Annotated in this window: 19 protein-coding genes; 12 read left to right on the forward strand and 7 right to left on the reverse strand. The window is 69.1% G+C overall.

The features are described 5' to 3' along the window. Positions 1 to 175: 175 nt before the first annotated feature. Together pheA and serC are read right to left on the reverse strand one after the other, a co-directional pair. Positions 176 to 1,366 carry a prephenate dehydratase gene (gene pheA / locus HEP75_RS12995; RefSeq protein WP_185823807.1) on the reverse strand — a complete coding sequence of 397 codons (1,191 nt, stop codon included), beginning with the start codon at positions 1,364 to 1,366 and terminating at the stop codon, positions 176 to 178. A 78-nt stretch (positions 1,367 to 1,444) separates the two neighbouring features. Next, positions 1,445 to 2,530 carry a 3-phosphoserine/phosphohydroxythreonine transaminase gene (serC, locus tag HEP75_RS13000; RefSeq protein ID WP_185823808.1) on the reverse strand — a complete coding sequence of 362 codons (1,086 nt, stop codon included), beginning with the start codon at positions 2,528 to 2,530 and terminating at the stop codon, positions 1,445 to 1,447. A 150-nt stretch (positions 2,531 to 2,680) separates the two neighbouring features. Between serC and msrP the strand changes: the two genes are divergently transcribed. Then, positions 2,681 to 3,649: a protein-methionine-sulfoxide reductase catalytic subunit MsrP gene (msrP, locus tag HEP75_RS13005; protein WP_185816269.1), complete on the forward strand. Its 969-nt coding sequence runs from the start codon at positions 2,681 to 2,683 to the stop codon at positions 3,647 to 3,649. A gap of 105 nt (positions 3,650 to 3,754) precedes the next feature. After that, positions 3,755 to 4,384 carry a protein-methionine-sulfoxide reductase heme-binding subunit MsrQ gene (gene msrQ, locus HEP75_RS13010; RefSeq protein ID WP_185823809.1) on the forward strand — a complete coding sequence of 210 codons (630 nt, stop codon included), beginning with the start codon at positions 3,755 to 3,757 and terminating at the stop codon, positions 4,382 to 4,384. Here msrQ and HEP75_RS13015 read toward each other — a convergent pair. Further along, on the reverse strand, positions 4,353 to 5,150 hold the full coding sequence (locus HEP75_RS13015) for an FHA domain-containing protein (protein WP_185823810.1): 798 nt from the start codon (positions 5,148 to 5,150) through the stop codon (positions 4,353 to 4,355). The two genes, msrQ and HEP75_RS13015, sit on opposite strands and share 32 nt — an antisense overlap. Before the next feature lie 119 nt (positions 5,151 to 5,269). Between HEP75_RS13015 and HEP75_RS13020 the strand changes: the two genes are divergently transcribed. Further along, positions 5,270 to 5,545, forward strand: a complete 276-nt coding sequence (locus tag HEP75_RS13020) for a polyhydroxyalkanoic acid system family protein (RefSeq protein ID WP_185816266.1) — start codon at positions 5,270 to 5,272, stop codon at positions 5,543 to 5,545. Positions 5,546 to 5,812: 267 nt separating this feature from the next. Here HEP75_RS13020 and HEP75_RS13025 read toward each other — a convergent pair whose 3' ends face one another. Continuing rightward, entirely contained in the window at positions 5,813 to 6,532 is a 720-nt protein-coding gene (locus tag HEP75_RS13025; RefSeq protein ID WP_185816265.1) for a hypothetical protein, read from the reverse strand. 87 nt (positions 6,533 to 6,619) lie between these two features. Here HEP75_RS13025 and HEP75_RS13030 point away from each other — a divergent pair, with 87 nt between their 5' ends. The 3 genes from HEP75_RS13030 to HEP75_RS13040 all read left to right on the forward strand — a co-directional run bounded on the left by HEP75_RS13030 (position 6,620) and on the right by HEP75_RS13040 (position 9,813). Next, the gene (locus HEP75_RS13030) at positions 6,620 to 7,894 is read left to right on the forward strand and encodes a patatin-like phospholipase family protein (protein WP_185823069.1); all 1,275 of its coding nucleotides are present in this window, start codon (positions 6,620 to 6,622) and stop codon (positions 7,892 to 7,894) included. A gap of 83 nt (positions 7,895 to 7,977) precedes the next feature. Beyond that, on the forward strand, positions 7,978 to 8,610 hold the full coding sequence (locus tag HEP75_RS13035; RefSeq protein WP_185823811.1) for a phasin family protein: 633 nt from the start codon (positions 7,978 to 7,980) through the stop codon (positions 8,608 to 8,610). Between the two features lie 201 nt (positions 8,611 to 8,811). After that, entirely contained in the window at positions 8,812 to 9,813 is a 1,002-nt protein-coding gene (locus HEP75_RS13040) for a restriction endonuclease (RefSeq protein ID WP_185823812.1), read from the forward strand. 134 nt (positions 9,814 to 9,947) lie between these two features. Here the strand turns inward: HEP75_RS13040 and HEP75_RS13045 are convergent, their stop codons facing one another. From HEP75_RS13045 to HEP75_RS13055, 3 genes are all read right to left on the reverse strand, one after another. After that, positions 9,948 to 11,936: an SDR family oxidoreductase gene (locus HEP75_RS13045; protein ID WP_185823813.1), complete on the reverse strand. Its 1,989-nt coding sequence runs from the start codon at positions 11,934 to 11,936 to the stop codon at positions 9,948 to 9,950. A gap of 174 nt (positions 11,937 to 12,110) precedes the next feature. After that, positions 12,111 to 12,842: a histidine utilization repressor gene (hutC, locus tag HEP75_RS13050; protein WP_185823814.1), complete on the reverse strand. Its 732-nt coding sequence runs from the start codon at positions 12,840 to 12,842 to the stop codon at positions 12,111 to 12,113. 40 nt (positions 12,843 to 12,882) lie between these two features. Next, a complete protein-coding gene (locus HEP75_RS13055) occupies positions 12,883 to 14,280 on the reverse strand; it encodes a formimidoylglutamate deiminase (RefSeq protein ID WP_185823815.1) in 1,398 nt (465 codons plus the stop codon). Between the two features lie 63 nt (positions 14,281 to 14,343). Between HEP75_RS13055 and hutI the strand changes: the two genes are divergently transcribed. The 6 genes from hutI to HEP75_RS13085 all read left to right on the forward strand — a co-directional run bounded on the left by hutI (position 14,344) and on the right by HEP75_RS13085 (position 22,266). Beyond that, a complete protein-coding gene (hutI, locus tag HEP75_RS13060; RefSeq protein ID WP_185826598.1) occupies positions 14,344 to 15,546 on the forward strand; it encodes an imidazolonepropionase in 1,203 nt (400 codons plus the stop codon). Next, positions 15,543 to 17,084 (forward strand): histidine ammonia-lyase, encoded by a 1,542-nt coding sequence (gene hutH, locus HEP75_RS13065; protein WP_185823816.1) that lies wholly within the window; start codon positions 15,543 to 15,545, stop codon positions 17,082 to 17,084. Before hutI ends, hutH begins: the two co-directional genes overlap by 4 nt. Positions 17,085 to 17,175: 91 nt before the next feature. Next, positions 17,176 to 18,024 (forward strand): N-formylglutamate deformylase, encoded by an 849-nt coding sequence (gene hutG, locus HEP75_RS13070; protein WP_185823817.1) that lies wholly within the window; start codon positions 17,176 to 17,178, stop codon positions 18,022 to 18,024. Continuing rightward, positions 18,021 to 19,688 carry a urocanate hydratase gene (gene hutU, locus HEP75_RS13075; RefSeq protein WP_185823818.1) on the forward strand — a complete coding sequence of 556 codons (1,668 nt, stop codon included), beginning with the start codon at positions 18,021 to 18,023 and terminating at the stop codon, positions 19,686 to 19,688. The genes hutG and hutU overlap by 4 nt, the downstream gene beginning before the upstream one ends. Positions 19,689 to 19,883: 195 nt before the next feature. Next, positions 19,884 to 21,320: a serine hydrolase domain-containing protein gene (locus tag HEP75_RS13080; RefSeq protein ID WP_185823819.1), complete on the forward strand. Its 1,437-nt coding sequence runs from the start codon at positions 19,884 to 19,886 to the stop codon at positions 21,318 to 21,320. A 205-nt stretch (positions 21,321 to 21,525) separates the two neighbouring features. After that, on the forward strand, positions 21,526 to 22,266 hold the full coding sequence (locus tag HEP75_RS13085) for a hypothetical protein (protein WP_185823820.1): 741 nt from the start codon (positions 21,526 to 21,528) through the stop codon (positions 22,264 to 22,266). Positions 22,267 to 22,293: the final 27 nt, after the last annotated feature.

The raw sequence follows: 22,293 nt of genomic DNA on the forward strand, positions 1-22,293 counted from the left end.
AAATCCCAGGTTGCTCGCGGACCCCGCGCGCAGCGCGGGGCGACCCGACTGGGGCGGCCTTTCTTTTGCTTACTTTTCTTTGGCCGTACAAAGAAAAGTAAGTCGCGCAACGCGCGAAAGCTCTTGCTATTGCCCTTGCTTCGGTTCTGCAGCTACGCCAGCTGCATCAGAACGATCAAGGCACCGCCACAGGATAAGACCCCAACACCTTGATCTGCGCCGAATGCGCCTTCAACTCCGCCAGCGCCTGCTTCATCGACTCGTCCTCCACATGCCCGGCCAGATCGATGAAGAACCCATACTCCCACTTCGCCTGATGCGAAGGCCGCGACTCGATCCGGTTCATGCTGATCCCATGCCGCGCGAACGGACTGAGCACATCGAACAGCGCACCCGGCTTGTCGTGGATGAACACCAACACCGACGTGCGATCGTGCCCCGACGGCGGAAAGATCTGCCGGCCGATCACCAGAAAGCGCGTCGTATTGTCGTCGTCGTCCTCGATCGACTTCATGATCACCTTCTTCAGCGCGTACACATGCGCCGCACTCTCCCCGCCGATCGCCGCCGCATCCTCCGCATTGCGCGCGCGCCGCGCGCCCTCCGCATTGCTCGACACCGGGATCTTTTCCACCTTCGGCAGATGCGCGCGCAGCCAGCCAGCGGTCTGCGCGAACGACTGCGGATGCGCATAGATGCGCTCGATCGCATCGAGCCGGCCGGTGCGCGACAGCAGATACTGGTGCACGCGCAGCTCGGTCTCGCCGCAGATCTTCAGGTTCGAGGTCAGGAACATGTCCAGCGTGACCTGGATCGTACCCTGCCCGGAATTCTCGACCGGCACCACGCCGAAATCGGCGTTGCCGCTCTCCACTTCCTGGAACACTTCCTCGATCGTCGCCATCGGCAGGCCCACCGCCGAGCGGCCGAAATGCTTGAGCACCGCCTGCTGGCTGAAGGTGCCTTCCGGGCCGAGATAGCCGATCTTCAGCGGCTCCTGCTGCGCCAGGCAGGCAGACATGATCTCGCGAAACACGTGCACCAGCACTTCGTCGCTGAGCGGGCCCTGGTTGCGGTCCACCACCATGCGCAGCACCTGTGCCTCGCGCTCGGGGCGGTAGTAGTCCACCGCCGCGGCGAGCTTGCCCTTGGCCTTGCCGACCTGATGCGCGAACTGCGCGCGCTCGGCGATCAGCGCCTGGATGGTGCGGTCGATCTGGTCGATCTTGGCGCGCACGTCGGCCAGCGCCGGCGCCGCGGCCGCGGGCTTGGCGATGGCGGTCGATTTCGGCTCGGCCGGCTTGGTCTTGACCGGCTTGCTCGATTCGGCGTCTGCGGTTCGGGATTTGTTCGGCTTTGCGGCCATGGATCGTGGTTCCTCGATGTTCCGGAGTGCTGCGGGCGATCCGGTCGCGGCTGAAGCTGCTCCTACAGTGGGGATGACTCAGCCGTTGCGTTGCTGGAAGTCGCGCATGAAGGCGACCAGCGCCTGCGCGCCGGCCACCGGCATCGCGTTGTACAGCGAGGCGCGGATGCCGCCGACCGCCTTGTGGCCCTTCAGCGCCAGCAATCCGGCGGCCTTGGATTCGGCGACGAAGCGCGCGGTGAGGGTCTCGTCCGGCAGGAAGAACGGGATGTTCATCCGCGAGCGCGCATCTGCCACCACGGCGTTGCGATAGAAGCCGCCGGAGCCGTCGATCGCCGCGTACACCAGTGCCGACTTGGCCTGGTTGCGGCGCGCGAACTCTTCCACCCCGCCCTCGGCCAGCATCCACTTGAACACCAGCCCGGCCAGGTACCAGTTCCAGGTCGGCGGCGTGTTGAGCATGGAATCGCGCGCGGCGTGCGAGCGGTAGTCGAAGATGTCGGCGCGCGGCTGGCCGCTGCGCTGCAGCAGGTCCTTGCGGATGATGACCACCGCCACCCCGACCGGCCCCAGGTTCTTCTGCGCGCCGGCGTAGATCACCGCGTACTTGGACACGTCGATCGGCTCGGCGGCGATGCTGGAACTGAAGTCGGCGAACAGCGGCACCGCGCCCACGTCCGGCGCGTCGCGGAACTCCACGCCGTGGATGGTCTCGTTGGCGGTGATGTGCACGTAGGCGGCATCGGCGCTGAGCTGCCAGCTCGCGCGCGGCGGGATGTCATGGAAGCCGCCGGCCTCGCTGCTGGCGGCGACATGCACGTTGGCGTACGGGGCGACCTGCTTGATCGCGGTCTTGCCCCAGTGCCCGGTCACCACGTAGTCCACGGTCTGCCCGGGCGCGGCGAAATTCAGCGCCAGCAGCGCCTGCTGGGTGGTGGCGCCGCCGGACAGGAACAGCACCGCGTAGTCGTCGGAGATGCCGATCAGGCGCCGCAGGTCGGCTTCGGCCTCGGCCGCCACCGCCATGAACTCGGCGCCGCGGTGGCTCAACTCCACGATCGAGGCGCCCACGCCGTTCCACTCCAACATCTCCGCCTGCGCCTGGCGCAGGACCGATTCCGGCAATGCAGCGGGGCCGGCACTGAAATTGAACGCGCGTGTCATGGGGCACCTATCGGACAAGACGCCTAGTATGCCGCAGCGCACCAGCTTGCGGCCCGGGCAATTTAGGTTGCATTTGCATCCATTGGCCCGGCGCAAGCGTAGTCTTTGCCAAGAAGCCGCCAGCGGTCGCCCGCCCCCCAGGAGTCAGCCATGTCATTGCGCGATGCACTCAACATTCCCAGCCGCGAGATCACCGACGAGGCGGTCTACCGCGACCGGCGGCGCCTGCTGCAGGCCCTGGCGCTGGCGCCGGCGATGGGCCTGGTCGGCTGCGCCGAGGCCGAGCCGCCGGCCCCGCCGAAGACCGTGGTGACGCCGGAACAGGCGCGCAGCGGTTTTCGCACCAGCGAAGAACTGACCCGCTACGAGGACGTGACCAGCTACAACAACTTCTACGAATTCGGCACCGACAAGACCGATCCATCGAAGGCGGCCAAGACCCTGCGCACCGCGCCATGGTCGGTGAAGGTGTCCGGCGAATGCGATAAGCCCGGCACGCTGGCGCTGGACGACCTGCTCAAGGGCAACACGCCGGAGGAACGCATCTACCGACTGCGCTGCGTCGAAGGCTGGTCGATGGTGATCCCGTGGCTGGGGGTACCGCTGGCCGCGGTGCTCAAGCGCTTCGCACCGACCTCCAAGGCCAAGTACGTCGCCTTCACCACGCTGGCCGATCCGCAGCAGATGCCCGGCATCCGCTACCGCTCGATCGACTGGCCGTACAAGGAAGGCCTGCGCATCGACGAGGCGATGAACCCGTTGACCTTGCTCGCCACCGGCCTGTACGGCAAGCCGCTGCCGCAGCAGAACGGCGCGCCGCTGCGGCTGGTGGTGCCGTGGAAATACGGCTTCAAGAGCATCAAGTCGATCGTCGAGATCCGCTTCGTCGAGCGCATGCCGGAAACCGCCTGGCACGAGCTGCAGGCCTCCGAGTACGGCTTCTTCTCCAACGTCAATCCGGCGGTGGACCATCCGCGCTGGAGCCAGAAGACCGAACGCCGCATCGCCGGCAAGGCCAGCAAGCTGTTCGCCGAACGCATCCCGACCCGCCCGTTCAACGGCTATGCCGAGCAGGTCGCGGGGATGTATGCGGGGATGGATCTGAAGAAATGGTATTGAGCCGGGATTGGAGATTCGGGATTCGGGATTGGGAGCGCACGGCTGCTGTGCGGCCTTCGAACTCGCGTCCGATCTGCCTCGCCGCTGCTAACCTACCGAGACCGCATGGCTAAGACATCCGCTTCGTTGATCGCGGTCAAGACGCTGGTGCATGCGCTCGCGCTGGCGCCGTTGGCCTATCTGGGTTGGCAGTTCTGGCAGGTGTGGCAGAGCGGCAGCGATGCGCTCGGCGCCGATCCGGTGGCCGAGATCGAGCACCGCACCGGGCTGTGGGCGTTGCGCCTGCTGTTGCTGACGCTGGCGATCACCCCGCTGCGGCAGCTGAGCGGGCAATCGGTGCTGCTGCGGTTCCGGCGCATGCTCGGGCTGTACGCGTTCTTCTACGCCTGCGTGCACCTGGGCATGTACCTGGGCCTGGATCTGCGCGGCTACTGGACGCAGATCTTCGAGGACATCGTCAAACGTCCCTACATCACCGTCGGCTTCATCGCCTGGCTGCTGCTGATCCCGCTGGCGGTCACCTCCACCCAGGGCTGGATGCGCCGGCTCAAGCGCAACTGGGGCAAGCTGCACAAGGCGATCTACGCGATCGGCGTGCTGGCGGTGCTGCACTTCTGGTGGCTGGTGAAATCGGACATCCGCGAACCGCTGCTGTACGCGGCGATCCTGGCGTTGCTGCTGGGCTGGCGCGGCTGGCGGGCGCTCAGCGCGCGCCGAACCACAGCAGCCCGCTGAGCGCGGCCGCCAGCAGCAAGGCGCTGAGCAGCAGCCACGGCCAGCGCAGCGCGGTGGCCGGGCGCGGTGCGGGCTCCGCTGCGGCGGCGAGCGGGACGCTGGCCGGATCGTGCTTCAGCGGCTCGCCGGGCGCGGCCTGCGGCACTTCCAGCACGAAGCGGTGCTGCGTGTCGAACACCAGCTGGTCGCCAGGCTGCAGCCAGCAATCGCGTACCGCATGGCCGTTGACCTGGGTCTGCGCATCGCCGAGCCCGCGCAGCAGCACGCGTTCGCCATGCCGCTCCAGCCGCGCGTGGCGTTCGGCGAAGGCGGGGTCGTCGATGCAGATGTCGCAGTCGCGCAGGCGGCCGATGCTGCGCACCCGGTCCAGGGTGTAGCTGCGGCCATGGTGCTGGCCGCCGACGCCGCGCAGCACCAGCCGCGGATCGTCGCCCTCGCCTTCCGCCACATCTGGCAGGCGCTGCAGCGGCTCGCACACGCCCAGCACCAGCATTTCCACACCGTCGGCATAGACCGCATCGCCGGCGCGCAGCAGCGCCATGCGCCGCACCGGACGCCCGTTCACGTGGATGCCGCGGGCGCCGTTGGCCACCTGCAGCCACAGCCCGCGCCGGTCCAGGCAGAACTGCGCCAGCAGCAAGGCGCCCTGGGTATCCTCGACCACGCGCACATGCCCGGACGCCTGCCGCACGATGCGGTGCACGCCCGCGCGCAGGGGCCGGTCGGGTTGCTGGCGGTTGCTGAAATGGACTTGCAGGTCGGGCACGGCGGGGAGCCTAGCAGGTTGCCCGCGCTTGAAGAAGCGCGCCGCGGCTGGACAACACTCCGCGCATACGCACAATGCCTGATCTTTTCCGCGGGCCGCACGCCCGCACAGGAGCCAGCATGTCCAGCATCGACATCCGCCACGACCACGGCAAGACCCCCGCACAGGCGCGCAAGGCGATCGAAGACGCCGCCAAGAAACTGTCCGAACGTTTCGACCTGGAATCGCGCTGGGACGGCGATGCGCTGCTGTTCTCGCGCTCCGGCGTGGACGGGCGCATCGAACTGCTGCCCAAGCAGGTGCACGTCACCGCCGAACTGGGCTTCCTGCTGTCGGCACTGAAGGGCACGGTGGAAAGCGAGATCCGCCGCGTACTGGCGGAAAAGCTGGCCTGAGCAGCAATAACCCCTCTCCCCTCGGGAGAAGGGTTTGGGTGAGGGTACGGCGCGCAGCGACTCGTGGAGTTGGGTGCGCGAGGCCGCGCCCGTACCCTCATCCGCCCCTGCGGGGCACCTTCTCCCGACGGGAGAAGGGAACAGCCATAGCCCCTCTCCCACCGGGAGAGGGGTTGGGGTGAGGGTACGGCGCGAAAGCGTCTCGCAGAGTTTGGGTGCGCTGCGCGCCACCTTCTCCCGGCGGGAGAAGGAACAGCCGCGGCCCGCTCAGTCGAAGGCGAACGGCTGCGGGTGTCCGGCGAACAGGCGCCGCGAGACTTCGCGCTCGGTGGTCTCGATGTCGCCGATGAAACCTTCGGCATCGCCGAGTTTGGAGAACGCGTCGAAACCGCGTTCCAGGAACCCCTGCAGCTCCGACAGCCCCGCCGCCTTGGCCGGGCCGCGGGCGAAGCGCAGCAGCATGCGTACGCCCGGGGTGTGCACCGCGGCGGCCAGGCCCAGGCCGACGCTGGCGATCAGGTCGATCTGATGCAGGCGCAGGCGGCGCAGGCCGGTGTGCCGATAAGCCTCGGCGTACAGCTCGTCGTCCAGGCGCTTGCGGCGCGGCGCCAGCGCCTGCAGCGCCTCGGCCATGCGCAGGTCCAGCGCATGGGTCAGCACGCCCAGCTCGATGCCGTCGGCGACCGTGTCCAGCAGCGTGGCCGGCATCAGCCGCTGCATCATCGGCAGCACCTTGACGATGTCGGCATCGCGCCGGCTGAAATCGCGGTCGCCATAGACGTCGGTCAGGAAGAACATCGCCGCCGGGCGCCGCTGCGGGTCCTCCAGGAAGTGCTCGAAGCTGCGCTCCAGCCGCTGCGTCTGCCAGCGCCGCAGTTCCTGCAGCCAGCGCAGCGCATTGCGCGGCTCGTGCGCCGGATCGTGCACGGCCTGATGCCACGCCAGTCGGCGGCCGAGTCGTTCCAGGACGGGATTGCTGCGCGCCATGGGCGCCGATGATGCTGGTCGCCGGGCGTGACCGCAAGCATCATGCCGCTCGGCTACACTCCGGCCAACGCCCTTCGCGGACCGCGCATGCTTTCCCTCCACAGCGCCTCGCCACGCCCCCGTTCCCACGGCCGTATCGGCCTGGCCATCGCCGGCGGCGGCCCGATCGGCGGCATGTACGGACTCGGCGCTCTGCGCGCGCTGGACGAGGCCCTGGATGGGCTCGACCTGACCCGGCTGGATTGCTACGTCGGCGTCAGTTCCGGCGCGTTCCTGACCGCCGGCCTGGCCAACCGCATCAGCAGCGCGGAGATCTGCCGGATCTTCGTCACCGGCAACAGCGACGATGCGCACTTCCGGCCCGAGGATTTCCTGCGCCCCAACGTCTACGAATACCTGCGCCGCGCCGCGACCCTGCCCAAGCTCGCCTACGGCTGGTGGCACGACCTGCTGACCGAGCCGCGCAAGACCCGCTGGTCGGACCTGATCACCCGCTTCGGCGGGCTGGTGCCCAGCGGCCTGTTCGACAACGCCGGGGTCGAGCGTTTCATGCAGGACGTGTTCAGCCGGCGCGGCCGCAGCAACGATTTCCGCGCGCTGGACACCGACCTGTTCGTGGTCGCGGTGGACCTGGACAGCGGCCGCACCGTGCGTTTCGGCGAACCGGGCATGGACCAGGTGCCGATCTCGCTGGCGGTGCAGGCCAGCGCGGCGCTGCCGGGACTGTATCCGCCGGTGGAGATCGACGGCCGCCACTACGTCGACGGCGCGCTGCGGCGCACGATGCACGCCTCCACCCTGCTGGAGCGCGGCATCGACCTGATGATCGGGATCAACCCGCTGGTGCCGTACGACGCCACCCACGCACCGCGCCGCAACGGCCAGATCGACCGTGCGCGGCTGCTCAGCGGCGGCCTGCCGGCGGTGCTGTCGCAGACCTTCCGCACCCTGCTGCAGTCGCGCATGCAGGTCGGGCTGGAGAAGTACGCGCGGCAATACCCGCGGGTGGACCAGTTGGTGTTCGAGCCCAACGCCGACAACAGCGAACTGTTCTTCACCAATCTGTTCAGCTATGCCGCGCGCCACCGCGTCTGCCAAATGGCCTATCGCAACACCCTGGCCGACCTGCGCCGCAACGCCGAAGTGCTGGAGCCGATGCTGGCCGCGCATGGCATCGCCCTGCGTCACCAGATCCTCAACGATCGCAAGCGCACCTTCATCGACGGCGTGGACGTGCAGCCGGGGCGCACCACCGAAGCCACCGCACGCCTGCGCCGCGCGCTCGACGACGTCGACCAGGTCATCGCCCGGCGCCGCGCCACCCGCCGCACGCGGCGCGCGCCGCCGCTTTCCGCCGACTGAGACGCCGACGCTGGTGTGATTACTCTAACCAACGCCGTGAGTCTCGAATCCAGCCACCCAACCGCCGAAGGAACCGCACCGTCATGGCCACCCTGAAAAAATCCGCACGCAAGAAGAAGACTGCCGCCGCCGACGAGGGCCTGCAGGCGCAGGCGGAAAAGCTGTCCAAGCGCCTGGGCGAATCCGCGCAGCAGGTGTGGCTGGCCGGGGTCGGCGCGTTCGGCCGCGCCCAGGCCGAAGGCGGCAAGCTGTTCGAAACCCTGGTCAAGGAAGGCCTGACCCTGGAGCAGAGCACGCGCAAGTTGGCCGGCGGCGGCGTCGAGGCGGTGCGCGACGTGGTGGAGAACCGGGTCGGCCAGGCGCGCGAACGCGCCGCCGATACCTGGGACCGGCTTGAGAAAGTGTTCGAGGACCGGGTGCAGCGCGCGTTGCGCAGACTGGAAGTGCCCAGCCGCGAAGACCTCGGCACCCTGGTCGATCGCGTAGACGCTTTGAATGCCGAACTGCGTAACCTGGGCAGCGGCCGCCGCGCACGCCAGGCGCCGGCCAAGGCACCAGCAGCCAAGAAGGCGGCAAAGACCGCCGCGCCCAAATCCCGCCCGGCCAAGCAGGCAGCGCCGGCCCGGCGCCGTGCCGGTCCGGTGGTGGCCAGCGCCACGCCCGCGCCGAAACGCGCCAGCCGCAAGCGCGCAGCGGCGCCGGCAGCAGCTGAATGACACTTTGTTGCAAAGCAGCAGATTTTTTCCGACAATCGGGACGGACCCGCCAGTCCATCTGAAGACCGTTTGCTCCCCTCCCCTCTCGGCTTCGGACTGGCGGGTCTTCTCCTGTCCGCCGTTCCCCGCTGTCGCCTTGCCGGCGCTGTGACACGCTGGCGATAAACTGGCGTCATCGAATAGCGTTACGCGGGTGCGAGCATGTTTTCCTGGATAGCGGCAACGGTCTTGGCAGTTGGAGCATGGCTCGCTGCCACGCTCTACCTGTGGGTGGTCCGGCGCCGCGAGAACGAGACCACCGCCGGGCTGCATGCCCTGGCCGGACTGCATTGGCGCGATTTCTCGCGCATGGTGCGGCGCGCGATGCGCGAGCAACGCGACCTGCACGACGTGGTCGCCGACGAGGACGTTTCCCAGGAACCGCAAAGCGATTTCGTGATGACCCGCGGCGACGCGCGCTGGCTGTTGTCGTGCAAGCACGGCCGCGCCTACCGGATCGGCTCGGCCGCGGTCAACGAACTGGGCGCAGCGGCACGGCTGATGGGCGCGCAGGGCGGCATCCTGGTCACCGAGGGCAAGGTGCAGCGCGATGGCATCGCCGCGGCCGACAAGCAGTCGGTGGAGATCCTCGACGGCCGCCGCATCTGGCCGATGCTCAAGCGCTACCTGCCCAGCGAATTGGAAGACGGTGTGATCGGTGCCAGCCGCCGGCGCGCACAGCGGCATACCGCGATCGCAGCATTGGCCGCCGTGACCCTGGGCCTGCTGGTGGGACTGGGCGGGCTGGCGCTGCAGCAGCGCAGCAACGACGCGACATCCGTCGCGGCGCTCCCCGTCCCCGCTCAACCCAAGCCGGCAGCAGCGCCGCCCGCGCTGAACACCCCACCCGCCGCCGCGACAGCGCCGGCAACCGTGCCTGTGGCCGAGGCCGAACCGGCCAGCGCAGCGCCCGACGCCGCCACCGAAGCCGACTATCGCCAGTCGGTGTCCAAGGCCCTGGCCAAGACGCCCGGCGTGATCCGCGGCATCTGGCAGACCCAGCTGACGCTGGTGATCGACCGCAGCGGCGACGATGCGCAGGTCTGGCCACGGATCTGCAAGGAAGTGGAGCGCTATCCCTCGCTGCGCACCGTGCGCATCCAGCTCAACCCGCGCCCCGACCACGACGAGCCGGTGCGCTGGCGGCAATGTAGGACGTTTTGAGCCGGGATTAGGGATTCGGGATTGGGGATTCGCAAGAGCGTTGGCAGCTGCGAGTCCATCGTCCCGCTGTTTGCATCCGGCGCGGCAAATCCGCTTTTACGAATCCCGAATCCCAAATCCCCAATCCCGGCTCATCACCAATGGACTCCACGCATCAACGCCGCGAACGCGATCTGCTCCTGGCTGGGCTTGGCCTCGCGTAGCGCCTTGCGGTCGCCCTTGGCCGCGGCCGAATCCGGGAACAGTTCGAAGGCGGTGTTCATCACCACCTCGTAGGCCTTCGGCGCCACCGCGTTGACCAGCGCGGCGAAGATGCCCAGCCGCGTCGCCACCCGGCTCGGGCGCTCGATGATCGCCTTGACCATCAGGTCGGCGGCTTCCTCCACGCTCAGCGTCGGCACGCTGTCGTACATCTTGGTCGGCGCGATCATCGGCGTCTTCACCAGCGGCATGTTGACCGTGGTGAAGCTGATGCCCTTGCCGGACAGCTCGCCCTGCGCGCAGCGGCTCCATGCGTCCAGCGCCGCCTTGGAGGCCACGTAGGCGGAGAAGCGCGGCGAATTGGCCAGCACGCCGATCGAGCTGACGTTAATGATGTGGCCCTTGCGCCGCCCGGTCATGCCCGGCAGCACACCCATGATCAGGCGCAGGCTGCCGAAGTAGTTCAGCTGCATGGTGCGCTCGAAATCGTGGAAGCGGTCGTAGCTGAGTTCGATCGAGCGGCGGATCGAGCGGCCGGCGTTGTTGATCAGCACGTCGACGTGGCCATGCGCGTCGAGCACGGTCTTGAGCAGCGCATCGCAGCCGGCCAAGTCGGACAGGTCGGCGGTATAGGCGAACACCTTGCCGCCCTTGGCGTTCATCGCATCGCGCGCGGCGAACAGCTCCTGCTCGCCGCGGGCGACGATGATGGTGGTGGCGCCGGCTTCGGCCACGCGCTGCGCGGTGGCCAGGCCAATGCCCGAGGAGCCGCCGGTGATCAGCACCACCTTGCCGCGCACCTTGCCCTTCAGCGTGCGGTCCACGAACAGGTCCGGATCCAGGTGCCGTTCCCAGTGGTCCCACAGGCGCCAGGCGTAGTCTTCCAGCCGCGGCACGGCGATGCCGCTGCCCTTCAGCGCGCGCTCGGTCTCGCGGCTGTCGAAGCGCGTGGGATAGGTGATGAACTTCAGCACCTCGCGCGGGATGCGGAAATCGCGCAGCAGCATGCCGGTGAAGCGGCGGATCGGCGGCAGCCCGCCGACCGCGGCACGGATGCCCGCCGGCACGAACGCGAACATCCGCGCGTCCACCCGCAAGGTCATCTCCGGCGCATGGCCGGCGCGGCAGAACACGTTGAGCACCTCGCCCACGCGCAGCGGTTCCGGATCGGTGAGGTGGAAGGTGTGGCCGTCGAGCTTGGGCTTGTGCGCGATATGGTCCATCGCATCGGCGACGAAATCCACCGGCACCAGGTTGATGCGTCCGCCCTCGATGCCCAGCATCGGCGCCCATGGCGGCAGCAGCTGGCGCAGCTTCTTGATCAGCGGGAAGAAGTAGTACGGCCCATCGATCTTGTCGATCGCGCCGGTACGCGAATCGCCGACCACCATGCCGGGGCGATAGATGCGCCACTTGATCCGGGTTTCCGCGCGCACCAGCGCCTCGGCATCGTGCTTGGTGCGCAGGTAGGGATCGTCCAGGCCTTCGGCCTCTTCGAACATGTCCTCGCGGAAGATGCCCGGGTACAGCCCGGCCACCGCGATCGAGCTGGTGTGGTGGAAGATGCCGGCGCCGATCTGCGCCGCCAGCTCCAGCGCGTTGCGGGTGCCATCGAGATTGGCCACGCGCTGCGCCTCGGCCTTGGCGGTGAGGTCGTACAGCGCGGCAAGATGGAAGAAGTGCTTGACCTTGCCGTGCAGCGCCTTGCGTTGCGCCTCGTCCAGGCCGCAACAGTCGGCGCCGACGTCGCCGTGCAACACGACCAGGCGCTTGGCGTCCCAGCCCTGCTCGCGCACCAGCGCATCGAACTTGCGTTGCGACTCCTTGCGCACCAGGACGTGGATGAGGCCTTTGCGCCGCATCAGGTTGGCCATCAGATAACGGCCAATGAAACCGGTGGCGCCCGTAACGAAATACGTCATGCCGAACCATTCCTCGTGCTGCGGCCGCGGCCCCTCGCCCCGTCCCTGGCCGCTAACTTGCCAGAGTGCGGCAGGCAGGACAAACGCACGCAGGGGTACGGCGGCTGCGCGCAGCGTGCGGCAACGCAGCATCGGCGGCCCGCGACACGGCGGTTTTCGCCTGCCGCGTGGCGCTCAACGCGCGCCTGGCGAGAAGCGCGCGACCAGGTCGTAGGTGTCGCCGAGGAACACCTGGCGCACGAAGGTGACGGCCTGTTCGCCGCGCCAGGTCTGGCGGTCGATCAGCAGGCAGGCGGTGCCGGCCGCCACCTGCAGCCGCGCCGCCTGCGCGGGGTTGGCGCCGACCGCGCTGATGCGATGCTCGGCGCGGGTCCACGGCACGTGCTGCAGCAGCCAGCTGCCGGGCACGACGACCGCGAAATCCATCTGCAGCGCTTCCGGTACCGCCACCGGATTGATCACCCGCTCCTCCAACGCGAACGGGCGCCCGTCGGCGAAATGCAGGCAGTGCAGCGACAGCAGCGTGCCGGCGGCGGCGACCTCGGCCTCCTGCGGCAGTTCGGCGCGCGGCGCACGCTGGCTCCGTTCCAGCAGTTCGAAGCGATAGGCATGGCCGCGCGCGGCGACCTCGACCGGAATGTCGGGGATCTCCAGCGCCACCTGCTCCATGTGCGGATGCGGCCGCGCCACGAACGAACCGGCGCGGCGGCGGCGCTCGATCATGCCGGCGTCGGCCAGCATCGCCAGCACCTTGTTGACCGTCATCCGCGAGCAGGCGTACTGCGCCATCAGCTCGTGCTCGAACGGAATGCGATGGCCCGGCGGCCATTCGCCGCTGCGGATGCGGCCTTCGATATCGCTGCGGATACGGTGGTTGAGCGTCGCCGCGCGCGGGGACTGGCTCATCGGCGCTGCCGCGCGGCAGCGTGCCGCAGACGATGGCGGATCATGCTTCCAGCAGCGCGGTCAGCGCTCGCGTATAGGCCGCGGCGACCGCATCGCGGCGATGATGGCGGCCATCGCGCACCAGCGCGCGGCCGTTGCGCCAGACCGAACGCACCGCGCCGCGCCGTGCGGCGAAGATCCAGCTATCGAGCAAGGCGTCGCCGTTGCGCGCGCACAGTGCCGGATGCGCCGGATCCAGTTCGACCAGATCGGCCGGCGCGCCCACCTGCAGGCCCTGCGTCACGCCCAGCGCCTGCGCCGCGCCCTGCGCCGCAGACTGGAACAGGAAGCGGCCGCTGGATTGCGCGGCGTCGCCGGCAAGCACGTTGCGCCCGCGCAGCTGCAGGCGCTGGCCGTATTCGAGCAGGCGCAACTCCTCGGCCGCGTCGATCAGCACGTTGGAATCGGAGCCGACGCCGAAACGCCCGCCGGCATCGACGAATGCGCGCATCGGGAACAGCCCGTCGCCCAAATTGGCCTCGGTGATCGGGCACAGGCCGACCACCGCGCCGCTGGCGGCGATGGCCCCCACTTCGTCGGCATCGACGTGGGTGGCATGCACCAGGCACCAGCGCGCATCCACCGGCGCATGCGCGAGCAGCCACTGCACCGGCCGCTGCCCGCTCCAGGCCAGGCAGGCCTCGACCTCGCGGGTCTGCTCGGCGATGTGGATGTGCACCGGCCCGTCGCACAGCGGCAGCAGCGCGACCAGTTCGTCCGGGGTCACCGCGCGCAGGCTGTGCGGGGCGATGCCAAGTACCGCATCGTCGAGGCCGCGCAATGCGCGGCGGCTGCCGTCGAGCAGTTCGGCGTAGCCGTCCAGGTCGTGGATCAGCCGCTGCTGCGCCGGATTCGGCGCGGCGCCGCCGAAGTCGGCGTGCGCATAGAACACCGGCAGCAGGGTCAGGCCGATGCCGCTGGTATCGGCGGCGGCAGCCAGGCGCTGCGCCATCTCCGCGCGGTCGGCATACGGCCGGCCATCGGCGGCGTGGTGCAGGTAATGGAATTCGCCGACGCGGGTGAAGCCGGCCTCGAGCATCTCCACGTAGGCCTGTTCGGCGATGGCCTGCATGCTGTCCGGGTCCAGCCGCTGCAGGAAGCGGTACATCAGCTCGCGCCAGCTCCAGAAACTGTCGCCGCTGCGGCCGCCGACTTCGGTCAGCCCGGCCATGCCGCGCTGGAAGGCGTGGCTGTGCAGGTTGCCCAGCCCGGGCACCGCGATCGCCAGCGTCTGGTCGCCGGACGCCGCGGCCACGCCGGACTGCAGCGCGGCGATGCGCCCGCCGCGGACCTCGATCCGCACGTAGCGCGCCCAGCCTTCCGGCAACAGCGCCTGCGCGCACCAGAAAGCGCTGGTTGCCTCGTTCCCGCCCACCTGCTGCTGCGCCAGGGTCTGCACTGGACACCCTCCGTCGACCACAATATTGTATATACAAAATAACCGACGAGCCCGCCCGTGACCATGCCCTGCGACACGCTCTGGCACAACGCTCACCTGATGACCCTGGACGCCGACGACGGCGGGCTGGGCTTGGTCCGCGACGGCGTGGTCGCCTGCCGCGACGGGCGCATCGTCTATGCCGGCGCCGCCGCGGCGCTGCCGGCACCGCTGGCCGCGCTGCATAGCGTCGATTGCGGCGGGCGCTGGATCGGCCCGGGCCTGATCGACTGCCATACCCACCTGGTCTACGCCGGCAACCGCGCCGGCGAGTTCGAGCAGCGCCTGCTCGGCGCCAGCTACGCCGACATCGCCCGCGCCGGCGGCGGCATCGTCGCCACCGTGCGCGCCACCCGCGCCGCCGACGAAGCCGCGCTGCTCGCCGCCAGCCTGCCGCGGCTGGACGCGCTGCTCGCCGAAGGCGTGACCACGGTGGAGATCAAGTCGGGCTACGGACTGACCCTGGACGACGAACTGCGCATGCTGCGCGTGGCGCGGCGACTGGGCGAACTGCGCCCGGTCGCGGTGTCGCCCACCTTCCTCGGCGCGCACGCGGTGCCGCCCGGCGCCGAGGCGCAGGCCTACATCGACGAAGTCTGCGAACAAATGATTCCCGCCGTCGCCGCGCAAGGCCTGGCCGATGCGGTGGACGTGTTCTGCGAGCACCTGGCCTTCACCCCGGCGCAGACCGAGCAGGTGTTCCAGGCCGCGCAGCGGCATGGCCTGGCGCTGAAGATCCATGCCGAGCAGCTGTCCAACCAGGGCGGCGCGGCGCTGGCGGCGCGCTACGGTGCGCGCTCGGCCGACCATGTCGAGTACCTGGACGACGCCGGCGTCGCCGCGATGGCCGCCGCCGGCACGGTCGCGGTGCTGCTGCCGGGCGCGTTCTATTTCACCCGCGACACGCAACTGCCGCCGATCGCCGCGCTGCGCGCCGCCGGCGTGCCGCGCGCGCTGGCCACCGACTGCAATCCCGGCACCTCGCCGCTGACCAGCCCGCTGCTGGCGATGAATTTGGCGGCGACGCTGTTCCGCATGAGCGTGGCCGAATGCATCGCCGGCTTCACCCGCGAGGCGGCACGCGCGCTCGGACGCTACGAACAGGTCGGCCGGCTGCGCGCCGGGCTGCAGTGCGACCTGGCGATCTGGGACATCGAACAACCGGCCGAACTGGTCTACCGCATGGGCTTCAACCCGCTGCATGCGCGCATCTGGAGGGGACAATGAACAACGAGATCGTGCTGCGCCCGGGCGCAGTGAGCCTGGCGCAGTGGCGCGCCGTGTACAGCGGCGCCGGCGTGCGCCTGAATTCCGGCTGCGCCGAGGCGGTGCTGCGCAGCGCGCAGACGGTGGAGGCGATCGTCGCCAAGGGCGCGCCGGTATATGGCATCAACACCGGCTTCGGCAAGCTGGCCAGCGTGCGCATCGAGCGCGAGGACCTGGACACCCTGCAGCGCAATATCGTGCTGTCGCATGCGGCCGGGGTCGGCGAGCCGATGCCGGTGCCGGTGGTGCGGCTGATGCTGGCGCTGAAGCTGGCCAGCCTGGCGCAAGGTGCCTCCGGCGTGCGGCCGGCGACGCTGGCGCTGCTGGAAGCGCTGTTGCAGCACGACGTGATCCCGGTGGTGCCGTGCCAGGGCTCGGTCGGCGCCTCCGGCGACCTGGCGCCGCTGGCGCATCTGGCCACGGTGATGATCGGCGTCGGCGAAGCCTTCGTCGGCGGCGAGCGCCTGCCGGCCGCGCAGGCCTTGGCGCAGGCCGGGCTGCAGCCGCTGGCGCTGGGCGCGAAGGAAGGCCTGGCGCTGCTCAACGGCACCCAGTTCTCTACCGCCTACGCGTTGGCCGGGCTGTTCGAGATCGAGCGCGTGTTCCATGCCGCGCTGGTCGCCGGCGCGCTGTCCACCGAGGCGGCGAAGGGCTCGGACACCCCGTTCGATCCGCGCATCCACGCCTTGCGCGGCCAGCACGGGCAGATCGCCACCGCCGCCGCGCTGCGCGCGCTGATGCACGGCTCGGCGATCCGCGACTCGCACCGCGACAACGACGTGCGCGTGCAGGATCCGTACTGCCTGCGCTGCCAGCCGCAGGTGATGGGCGCGGCGCTGGACGTGATGCGCCAGGCCGCGACCACGCTGGCGATCGAGGCCAACGGCGTGTCCGACAATCCGCTGGTGTTCAGCGAGACCGGCGAGGCGCTGTCCGGCGGCAACTTCCATGCCGAGCCGGTGGCCTTCGCCGCCGACATGCTGGCGCTGGCGGTGTGCGAGATCGGCTCGATCAGCGAACGCCGCGTGGCGATGCTGGTGGATCCGGCGCTGTCCGGGCTGCCGGCGTTCCTGACTCCGAAGCCCGGGCTCAACTCCGGCTTCATGATCCCGCAGGTCACCGCCGCGGCACTGGTATCGGAGAACAAGCAGCGCGCCTATCCGGCCAGCGTCGATTCGATCCCGACCTCGGCCAACCAGGAAGACCACGTGTCGATGGCCGCGCACGGCGCGCGACGGCTGCTGGCGATGGCCGAGAACGCGGCCAACGTGGTCGGCATCGAACTGCTCGCCGCCGCGCAGGGCTGCGACTTCCATGCGCCGCTGACCTCCAGCGCCGCGCTGGAAGCGGCGCGCGCGCTGCTGCGCGCACAGGTGCCGGCGCTGCAGGACGACCGCTATTTCCATCCGGACATGCTGGCCGCCACGGCGCTGGTGCGCGATGGCACGCTGGCGGCGGCTGTCGACGTATCCCTCCCCGATGCAGCGTCCGGATCATGACCCCAGTAGGAGCGGCTTCAGCCGCGACCGGGCGTCACCAGTGACATCCGGTCGCGGCTGAAGCCGCTCCTACAAAAAAGCGAGGCCCTGCATGACCACCCTCCCCGACTGGCTCACTCTCCACCGCGGCGACGCGCCGCTGATCGTCAGCTTTCCGCATACCGGCACCGAGCTGCCGGAAGCGCTAGCCGATCGCTTCGTCTCCCCCTGGTTGGCACGGCGCGATGCCGACTGGTGGGTGCATGAGCTGTACGCGTTCGCCCGCGACATGGGCGCCACCACGCTGCGTTCGGCGGTGTCGCGCTCGGTGATCGATCTCAACCGCGACCCGAGCGGCGTCTCGCTGTACCCGGGCCAGAACACCACCGGCCTGTGCCCGCTGACCACCTTCGACAACCAGCCGCTGTACCGCGACGGACATGGCCCGGATGCGGAGGAGATCGCACGCCGCCGCGACACCTGGTTCGCGCCCTACCACGCCGCACTGGCCGCGCAGATCGCCCGCCTGCACGCGATCCACGGCACCGTGGTGGTGTACGACGCACACTCGATCCGCTCGCACATCCCGCACCTGTTCGCGGGCGAGCTGCCGCAGTTCAACATCGGCAGCGCCGGCGCGTCCGGTGCGCCCGACACCAGTTGCGACAACGCGCTCACCGACGCGGTCGAGACCGTATGCGCGGCGAGCGGCATGCGCCACGTGCGCAATGGACGCTTCAAGGGCGGCTACATCACCCGCCACTACAGCGACATTCCCGGCGGCGTGCACACGCTGCAGATGGAACTGGCCTGCCGCGGCTACATGCACGAACCCGCGTGCGTGGACGAACACAGCTGGCCCACGCCGCTGGACCCCGACCACGCCGCACCGCTGCGCCGCACGCTGCAGCAGGTGCTCGCGTCCTGCCTTGAATTCGCCCACTCCCGGAGCGCCGCATGACCCGCCTCGACCCCACTCGCACGATCCAAGCGCCCACCGGCAGCACCCTCACCTGCAAGAGCTGGATGACCGAAGCGCCGCTGCGCATGCTGATGAACAACCTGCACCCGGACGTGGCCGAGCGCCCGCAGGAACTGGTGGTGTACGGCGGCATCGGCCGCGCCGCGCGCGACTGGGAATCCTTCGACGCGATCGTGGCCGCGCTCAGGCGCCTGGATGACGACCAGACCCTGCTGGTGCAGTCCGGCAAGCCGGTCGGCGTGTTCCGCACCCACGCCGACGCGCCGCGCGTGCTGATCGCCAATTCCAATCTGGTGCCGCGCTGGGCCACCTGGGACCACTTCAACGAGTTGGATAAAAAGGGTCTGGCCATGTACGGGCAGATGACCGCCGGCAGCTGGATCTACATCGGCGCGCAAGGCATCGTCCAGGGCACCTACGAGACCTTCGTCGAGATGGGCCGCCAGCACTACGCCGGCAGCCTGGCCGGCAAGTGGCTGTTCACCGGCGGCCTCGGCGGCATGGGCGGCGCACAGCCGCTGGCCGCGGTGATGGCCGGCGCCTCGTGCCTGGCGGTGGAATGCCGCAAGAGCAGCATCGACATGCGCCTGCGCACCGGCTATCTCGACACCTGGACCGACGACCTGGACGAAGCGCTGCGCCTGATCGAGGAATCGTGCACGGCGAAGAAGCCGCTGTCGGTCGGCCTGCTCGGCAATGTCGCCGACGTGCTGGACGAGCTGCTGGTCCGCGGGGTCAAGCCGGACCTGCTGACCGACCAGACCTCCGCGCACGACCCGGTCAACGGCTACCTGCCGCAGGGCTGGAGCGTCGAGCAGTGGGACGCAAAGCGCGCGAGCGCACCGAAGGAAGTGGAAGCGGCCGCGCGCGACTCGATGGCCAACCACATCCGCGCCATGCTCGCCTTCCACGCGCTCGGCGTGCCGACCGTGGACTACGGCAACAATCTGCGGCAGATGGCGCTGGAAGAAGGGGTCGAGAATGCCTTCGACTTCCCCGGCTTCGTGCCCGCCTACATCCGCCCGCTGTTCTGCCGCGGCATCGGCCCGTTCCGCTGGGCGGCGCTGAGCGGCGATCCGGAGGACATCGCCAAGACCGACGCCAAGGTCAAGGAACTGATCCCGGACAACCCGCACCTGCACCGCTGGCTGGACATGGCCGCCGAGAAGATCAAGTTCCAGGGCCTGCCGGCGCGCATCTGCTGGGTCGGCCTGGGCGATCGCGACCGGCTCGGCCTGGCGTTCAATGAAATGGTGGCAAGCGGCGAGCTGAAGGCGCCGGTGGTGATCGGCCGCGACCACCTGGATTCCGGCAGCGTCGCCTCGCCCAACCGCGAGACCGAGGCCATGGCCGACGGCTCCGACGCGGTCTCCGACTGGCCGCTGCTCAACGCCCTGCTCAACACCGCCAGCGGCGCCACCTGGGTCTCGCTGCACCACGGCGGCGGCGTCGGCATGGGCTTCTCCCAGCATGCCGGCATGGTCATCGTCTGCGACGGCAGCGAGGCGGCGGCCAAGCGCATCGCGCGCGTGTTGTGGAACGACCCCGCGACGGGTGTGATGCGCCATGCGGATGCGGGGTATGAGATCGCGGTGGAATGCGCGAAGGAGAAGGGACTGGATCTGCCGGGGATTCTGGGCTGATCGCGTGCCGCCGGGCGGTTGCAGGTCACTGGCCGGCAACCGCCTGCTTTCTGTAGAGCCGAGCATGCTCGGCTCTATGTGTCCAGGTGCACGGTATCTGATGCAAGAGCAGCCGAGCAAAGGCTCGGCTACACACGCTTGACCCTGTCCCCTGTCGTGAAGATGATGCGCCATCGCCACTGACGGATCACCGCGATGTATCGCGTCCTTGCTGCCACACTGCTCTGCACCCTGCTTGGCAGCCTGCCTGCGTCGGCCCGGGATACGCCGCTCAACCTCGCCTCGCAGTTGGACGCCCAACTGCAGGCCAACCGCGAACGCTATGGCATCGCCGGTCAGGCGGTGCTGGTCGCACACAACGGCCAGGTGCTCTACCAGGGCGCCAGCGGCGAACGCGATCCGGCCACCCACGCGCCAGCCACCGTCGATTCCATCTTCGCCGCGCAGTCGATGGCCAAGCTGTTGACCAGCACGCTGGTGATGCAACTGGTGGATCAGGGCAAGGTGGATCTGGATGCCCCAGCCAGCCGCTACGTGCCGGACCTGCCGGCCGCGTGGCAGGCGATCCACGTGCGCGATTTCCTCAATCACAGTTCCGGCATTGCCGAGTACTACGCCCGTGTGGACGACCGTTGGGTGAGCAAGGGCTACCCCGGCGTGGCGCCCGACCTCGCCGCTGCGCTGAAGGTTGCCGGCGCGGCACCGATGCAGTTCGCCCCCGGCAGCCGTGCGCAGTACACGCAGGCCAACTACCTGGTGCTGACTGCCCTGCTGGAAGCGCATTACCGCAAGCCCTACCCGGCCATCGCACGCGAACGCATCCTGCAGCCACTGAAGATGCGCAGCACGTCGTGGGGTCTGGCCAGCGTCCCGCCGGATCGCGCGGCCGTGCCGTACATCGGCAAGGACGGCACGCTGCAGCCGGCCGATGAAGACCCCTGGCCGAACTACGGCTGGGGCCACGCCGATCTGCAGACCACCGTCGGCGACATCAACCGCTTCCTGCAGGCGCTGGCCAACGGCAAGCTGGTGCGCACGGCAACCCTGGAAAGACTGTGGCAACCGCAGACGCTGAGCGGCGGCGGCAACAACTTCTTCTCCACCGGTTGGGATACCACCCGCAGCGATGGCTACACCCAGGTCGGCCACGATGGCGGCACCCGCGTGCGCGCGAGACTGGCCTACAAGGGCACCCTGGCCAGCGGCTACTGGGTATTCGTGTACTTCACCAACGGCAGCGCCCGCAATGTCTGGTCCAGCACGCTGGTGGAAAGCACGATGGCGCAGGTCGCACCGAAGGAGTTCCCGCATGCGGTTCTCGCCGAACGCCTGATCGCCTATGCGATGGACGCAAGCGCCGCAGCTGCGGACGCCATGCGTGCGTGGCTGCGCGACGGCGACGGCGTCCCCGCCAATGAACGGGAACGCGCGATCAATGCCAGCGGCTACGCCATCCGCGAGAGTCTCGGTGCAGGCAGGGCGCTGAAGGTATTCACCCTCAATACCGAGCTGTATCCGGACTCGGGCAACGCCTGGGACAGCCTGGCCGAATGCCACGCTGCGCTGGGCGATGCCGAGATCGCCAAGGCGCTGTACGCGAAGTCGAAGGCGCTGTCGAAGCCCGTTCCGTAGCATCGAGCTCGCTCGACAGCCGCCCGCAACGGACCAGATCTGCGCCGGATGCGTTGCATGCCGGTCCACGCATTCGAGCGAGCGCAAACGCAATGAAACGCGCGCCGACTGGCGCGTAGCCGGACCGCCGTCACGCATCGCGACAGTCGGGCTCAAGATCGTCGAACCGACGCCGACAAGAGATGCAACGTTTCGAGGAGCCTTCATGGGCATCCTGATCTACCTGACTCCCGCCGTCGTGCTCTGGGCGATCACCGCCACCGTTCTTGCCTGGATCTTCTTCGGCCGCATGCGCCGCGAGCAAGGGCAACAGGCGAGCGTGCAGGACAGCCTCGCCCGCCACCAGGCCGCGCTGTCGCAGATGAAGGCGCGTGCAGTCGTCAGCGCGCGGGAGTTGGAGGCGCTGCAACAGGCCTACGCCAGCCTGCGGCAGACGCTGGACCTGCAGACGCAGGAAGCCTTGCCGGCCGAGCAGGCGGTGGAGCGGCCACCGGTGCCGATCCTGGTGATGGAACGCCTGGACATTTCCGCGGAGATCGGCACGCTGCTCGCGCACGTGGCGCGGGTGGCCAGGAGCATCCGCCGCTACAGCGCCTACAGCCGCGGCCACAACGCGCCGGAGCTGAGCAGCGCGCGCTACGACCTGCATTGGCTCTCCGACTGCCTGCACAGCCTGGATCAGATCGGCCACGCCCTGGCCAGGGGCAACGTGGACACCCTGACCGCCGCCTGCACCGAGCTGCTGTCGATGTACGAGCAATATCTGAAGGACGGCTCCGGCTACAACAGCCGCGACACGTTCCAGCGGCTGAGCAGCCACGTCCCGCTCGCCGATGTGACCGACGCCATCCGCTCGATCGCCGCCAAGGCCTCGCTGGCGCGACAGGCGCAGACGCAGACGCAGACGCAGGCCAGCGCGCAGCTGCAGGCGGCGCCGGTCGCCTGAAACACCACGCTCGGGCGGGCTGGCGAG

Source organism: Xanthomonas sp. SI (assembly GCF_014236855.1).
Classification (GTDB): Bacteria; Pseudomonadota; Gammaproteobacteria; order Xanthomonadales; family Xanthomonadaceae; genus Xanthomonas_A.

Coding starts and splice junctions, on each gene's coding strand:
- HEP75_RS13080 (WP_185823819.1), top strand. CDS start 19,884: ATGTATCGCGTCCTTGCTGCCACACTGCTCTGCACCCTGCTTGGCAGC.
- HEP75_RS13040 (WP_185823812.1), top strand. CDS start 8,812: ATGTTTTCCTGGATAGCGGCAACGGTCTTGGCAGTTGGAGCATGGCTC.
- HEP75_RS13025 (WP_185816265.1), bottom strand. CDS start 6,532: ATGGCGCGCAGCAATCCCGTCCTGGAACGACTCGGCCGCCGACTGGCG.
- HEP75_RS13085 (WP_185823820.1), top strand. CDS start 21,526: ATGGGCATCCTGATCTACCTGACTCCCGCCGTCGTGCTCTGGGCGATC.
- HEP75_RS13045 (WP_185823813.1), bottom strand. CDS start 11,936: ATGACGTATTTCGTTACGGGCGCCACCGGTTTCATTGGCCGTTATCTG.
- HEP75_RS13035 (WP_185823811.1), top strand. CDS start 7,978: ATGGCCACCCTGAAAAAATCCGCACGCAAGAAGAAGACTGCCGCCGCC.
- serC (WP_185823808.1), bottom strand. CDS start 2,530: ATGACACGCGCGTTCAATTTCAGTGCCGGCCCCGCTGCATTGCCGGAA.
- pheA (WP_185823807.1), bottom strand. CDS start 1,366: ATGGCCGCAAAGCCGAACAAATCCCGAACCGCAGACGCCGAATCGAGC.
- hutH (WP_185823816.1), top strand. CDS start 15,543: ATGAACAACGAGATCGTGCTGCGCCCGGGCGCAGTGAGCCTGGCGCAG.
- HEP75_RS13020 (WP_185816266.1), top strand. CDS start 5,270: ATGTCCAGCATCGACATCCGCCACGACCACGGCAAGACCCCCGCACAG.
- hutG (WP_185823817.1), top strand. CDS start 17,176: ATGACCACCCTCCCCGACTGGCTCACTCTCCACCGCGGCGACGCGCCG.
- hutI (WP_185826598.1), top strand. CDS start 14,344: ATGCCCTGCGACACGCTCTGGCACAACGCTCACCTGATGACCCTGGAC.
- msrQ (WP_185823809.1), top strand. CDS start 3,755: ATGGCTAAGACATCCGCTTCGTTGATCGCGGTCAAGACGCTGGTGCAT.
- HEP75_RS13030 (WP_185823069.1), top strand. CDS start 6,620: ATGCTTTCCCTCCACAGCGCCTCGCCACGCCCCCGTTCCCACGGCCGT.
- msrP (WP_185816269.1), top strand. CDS start 2,681: ATGTCATTGCGCGATGCACTCAACATTCCCAGCCGCGAGATCACCGAC.
- hutU (WP_185823818.1), top strand. CDS start 18,021: ATGACCCGCCTCGACCCCACTCGCACGATCCAAGCGCCCACCGGCAGC.
- hutC (WP_185823814.1), bottom strand. CDS start 12,842: ATGAGCCAGTCCCCGCGCGCGGCGACGCTCAACCACCGTATCCGCAGC.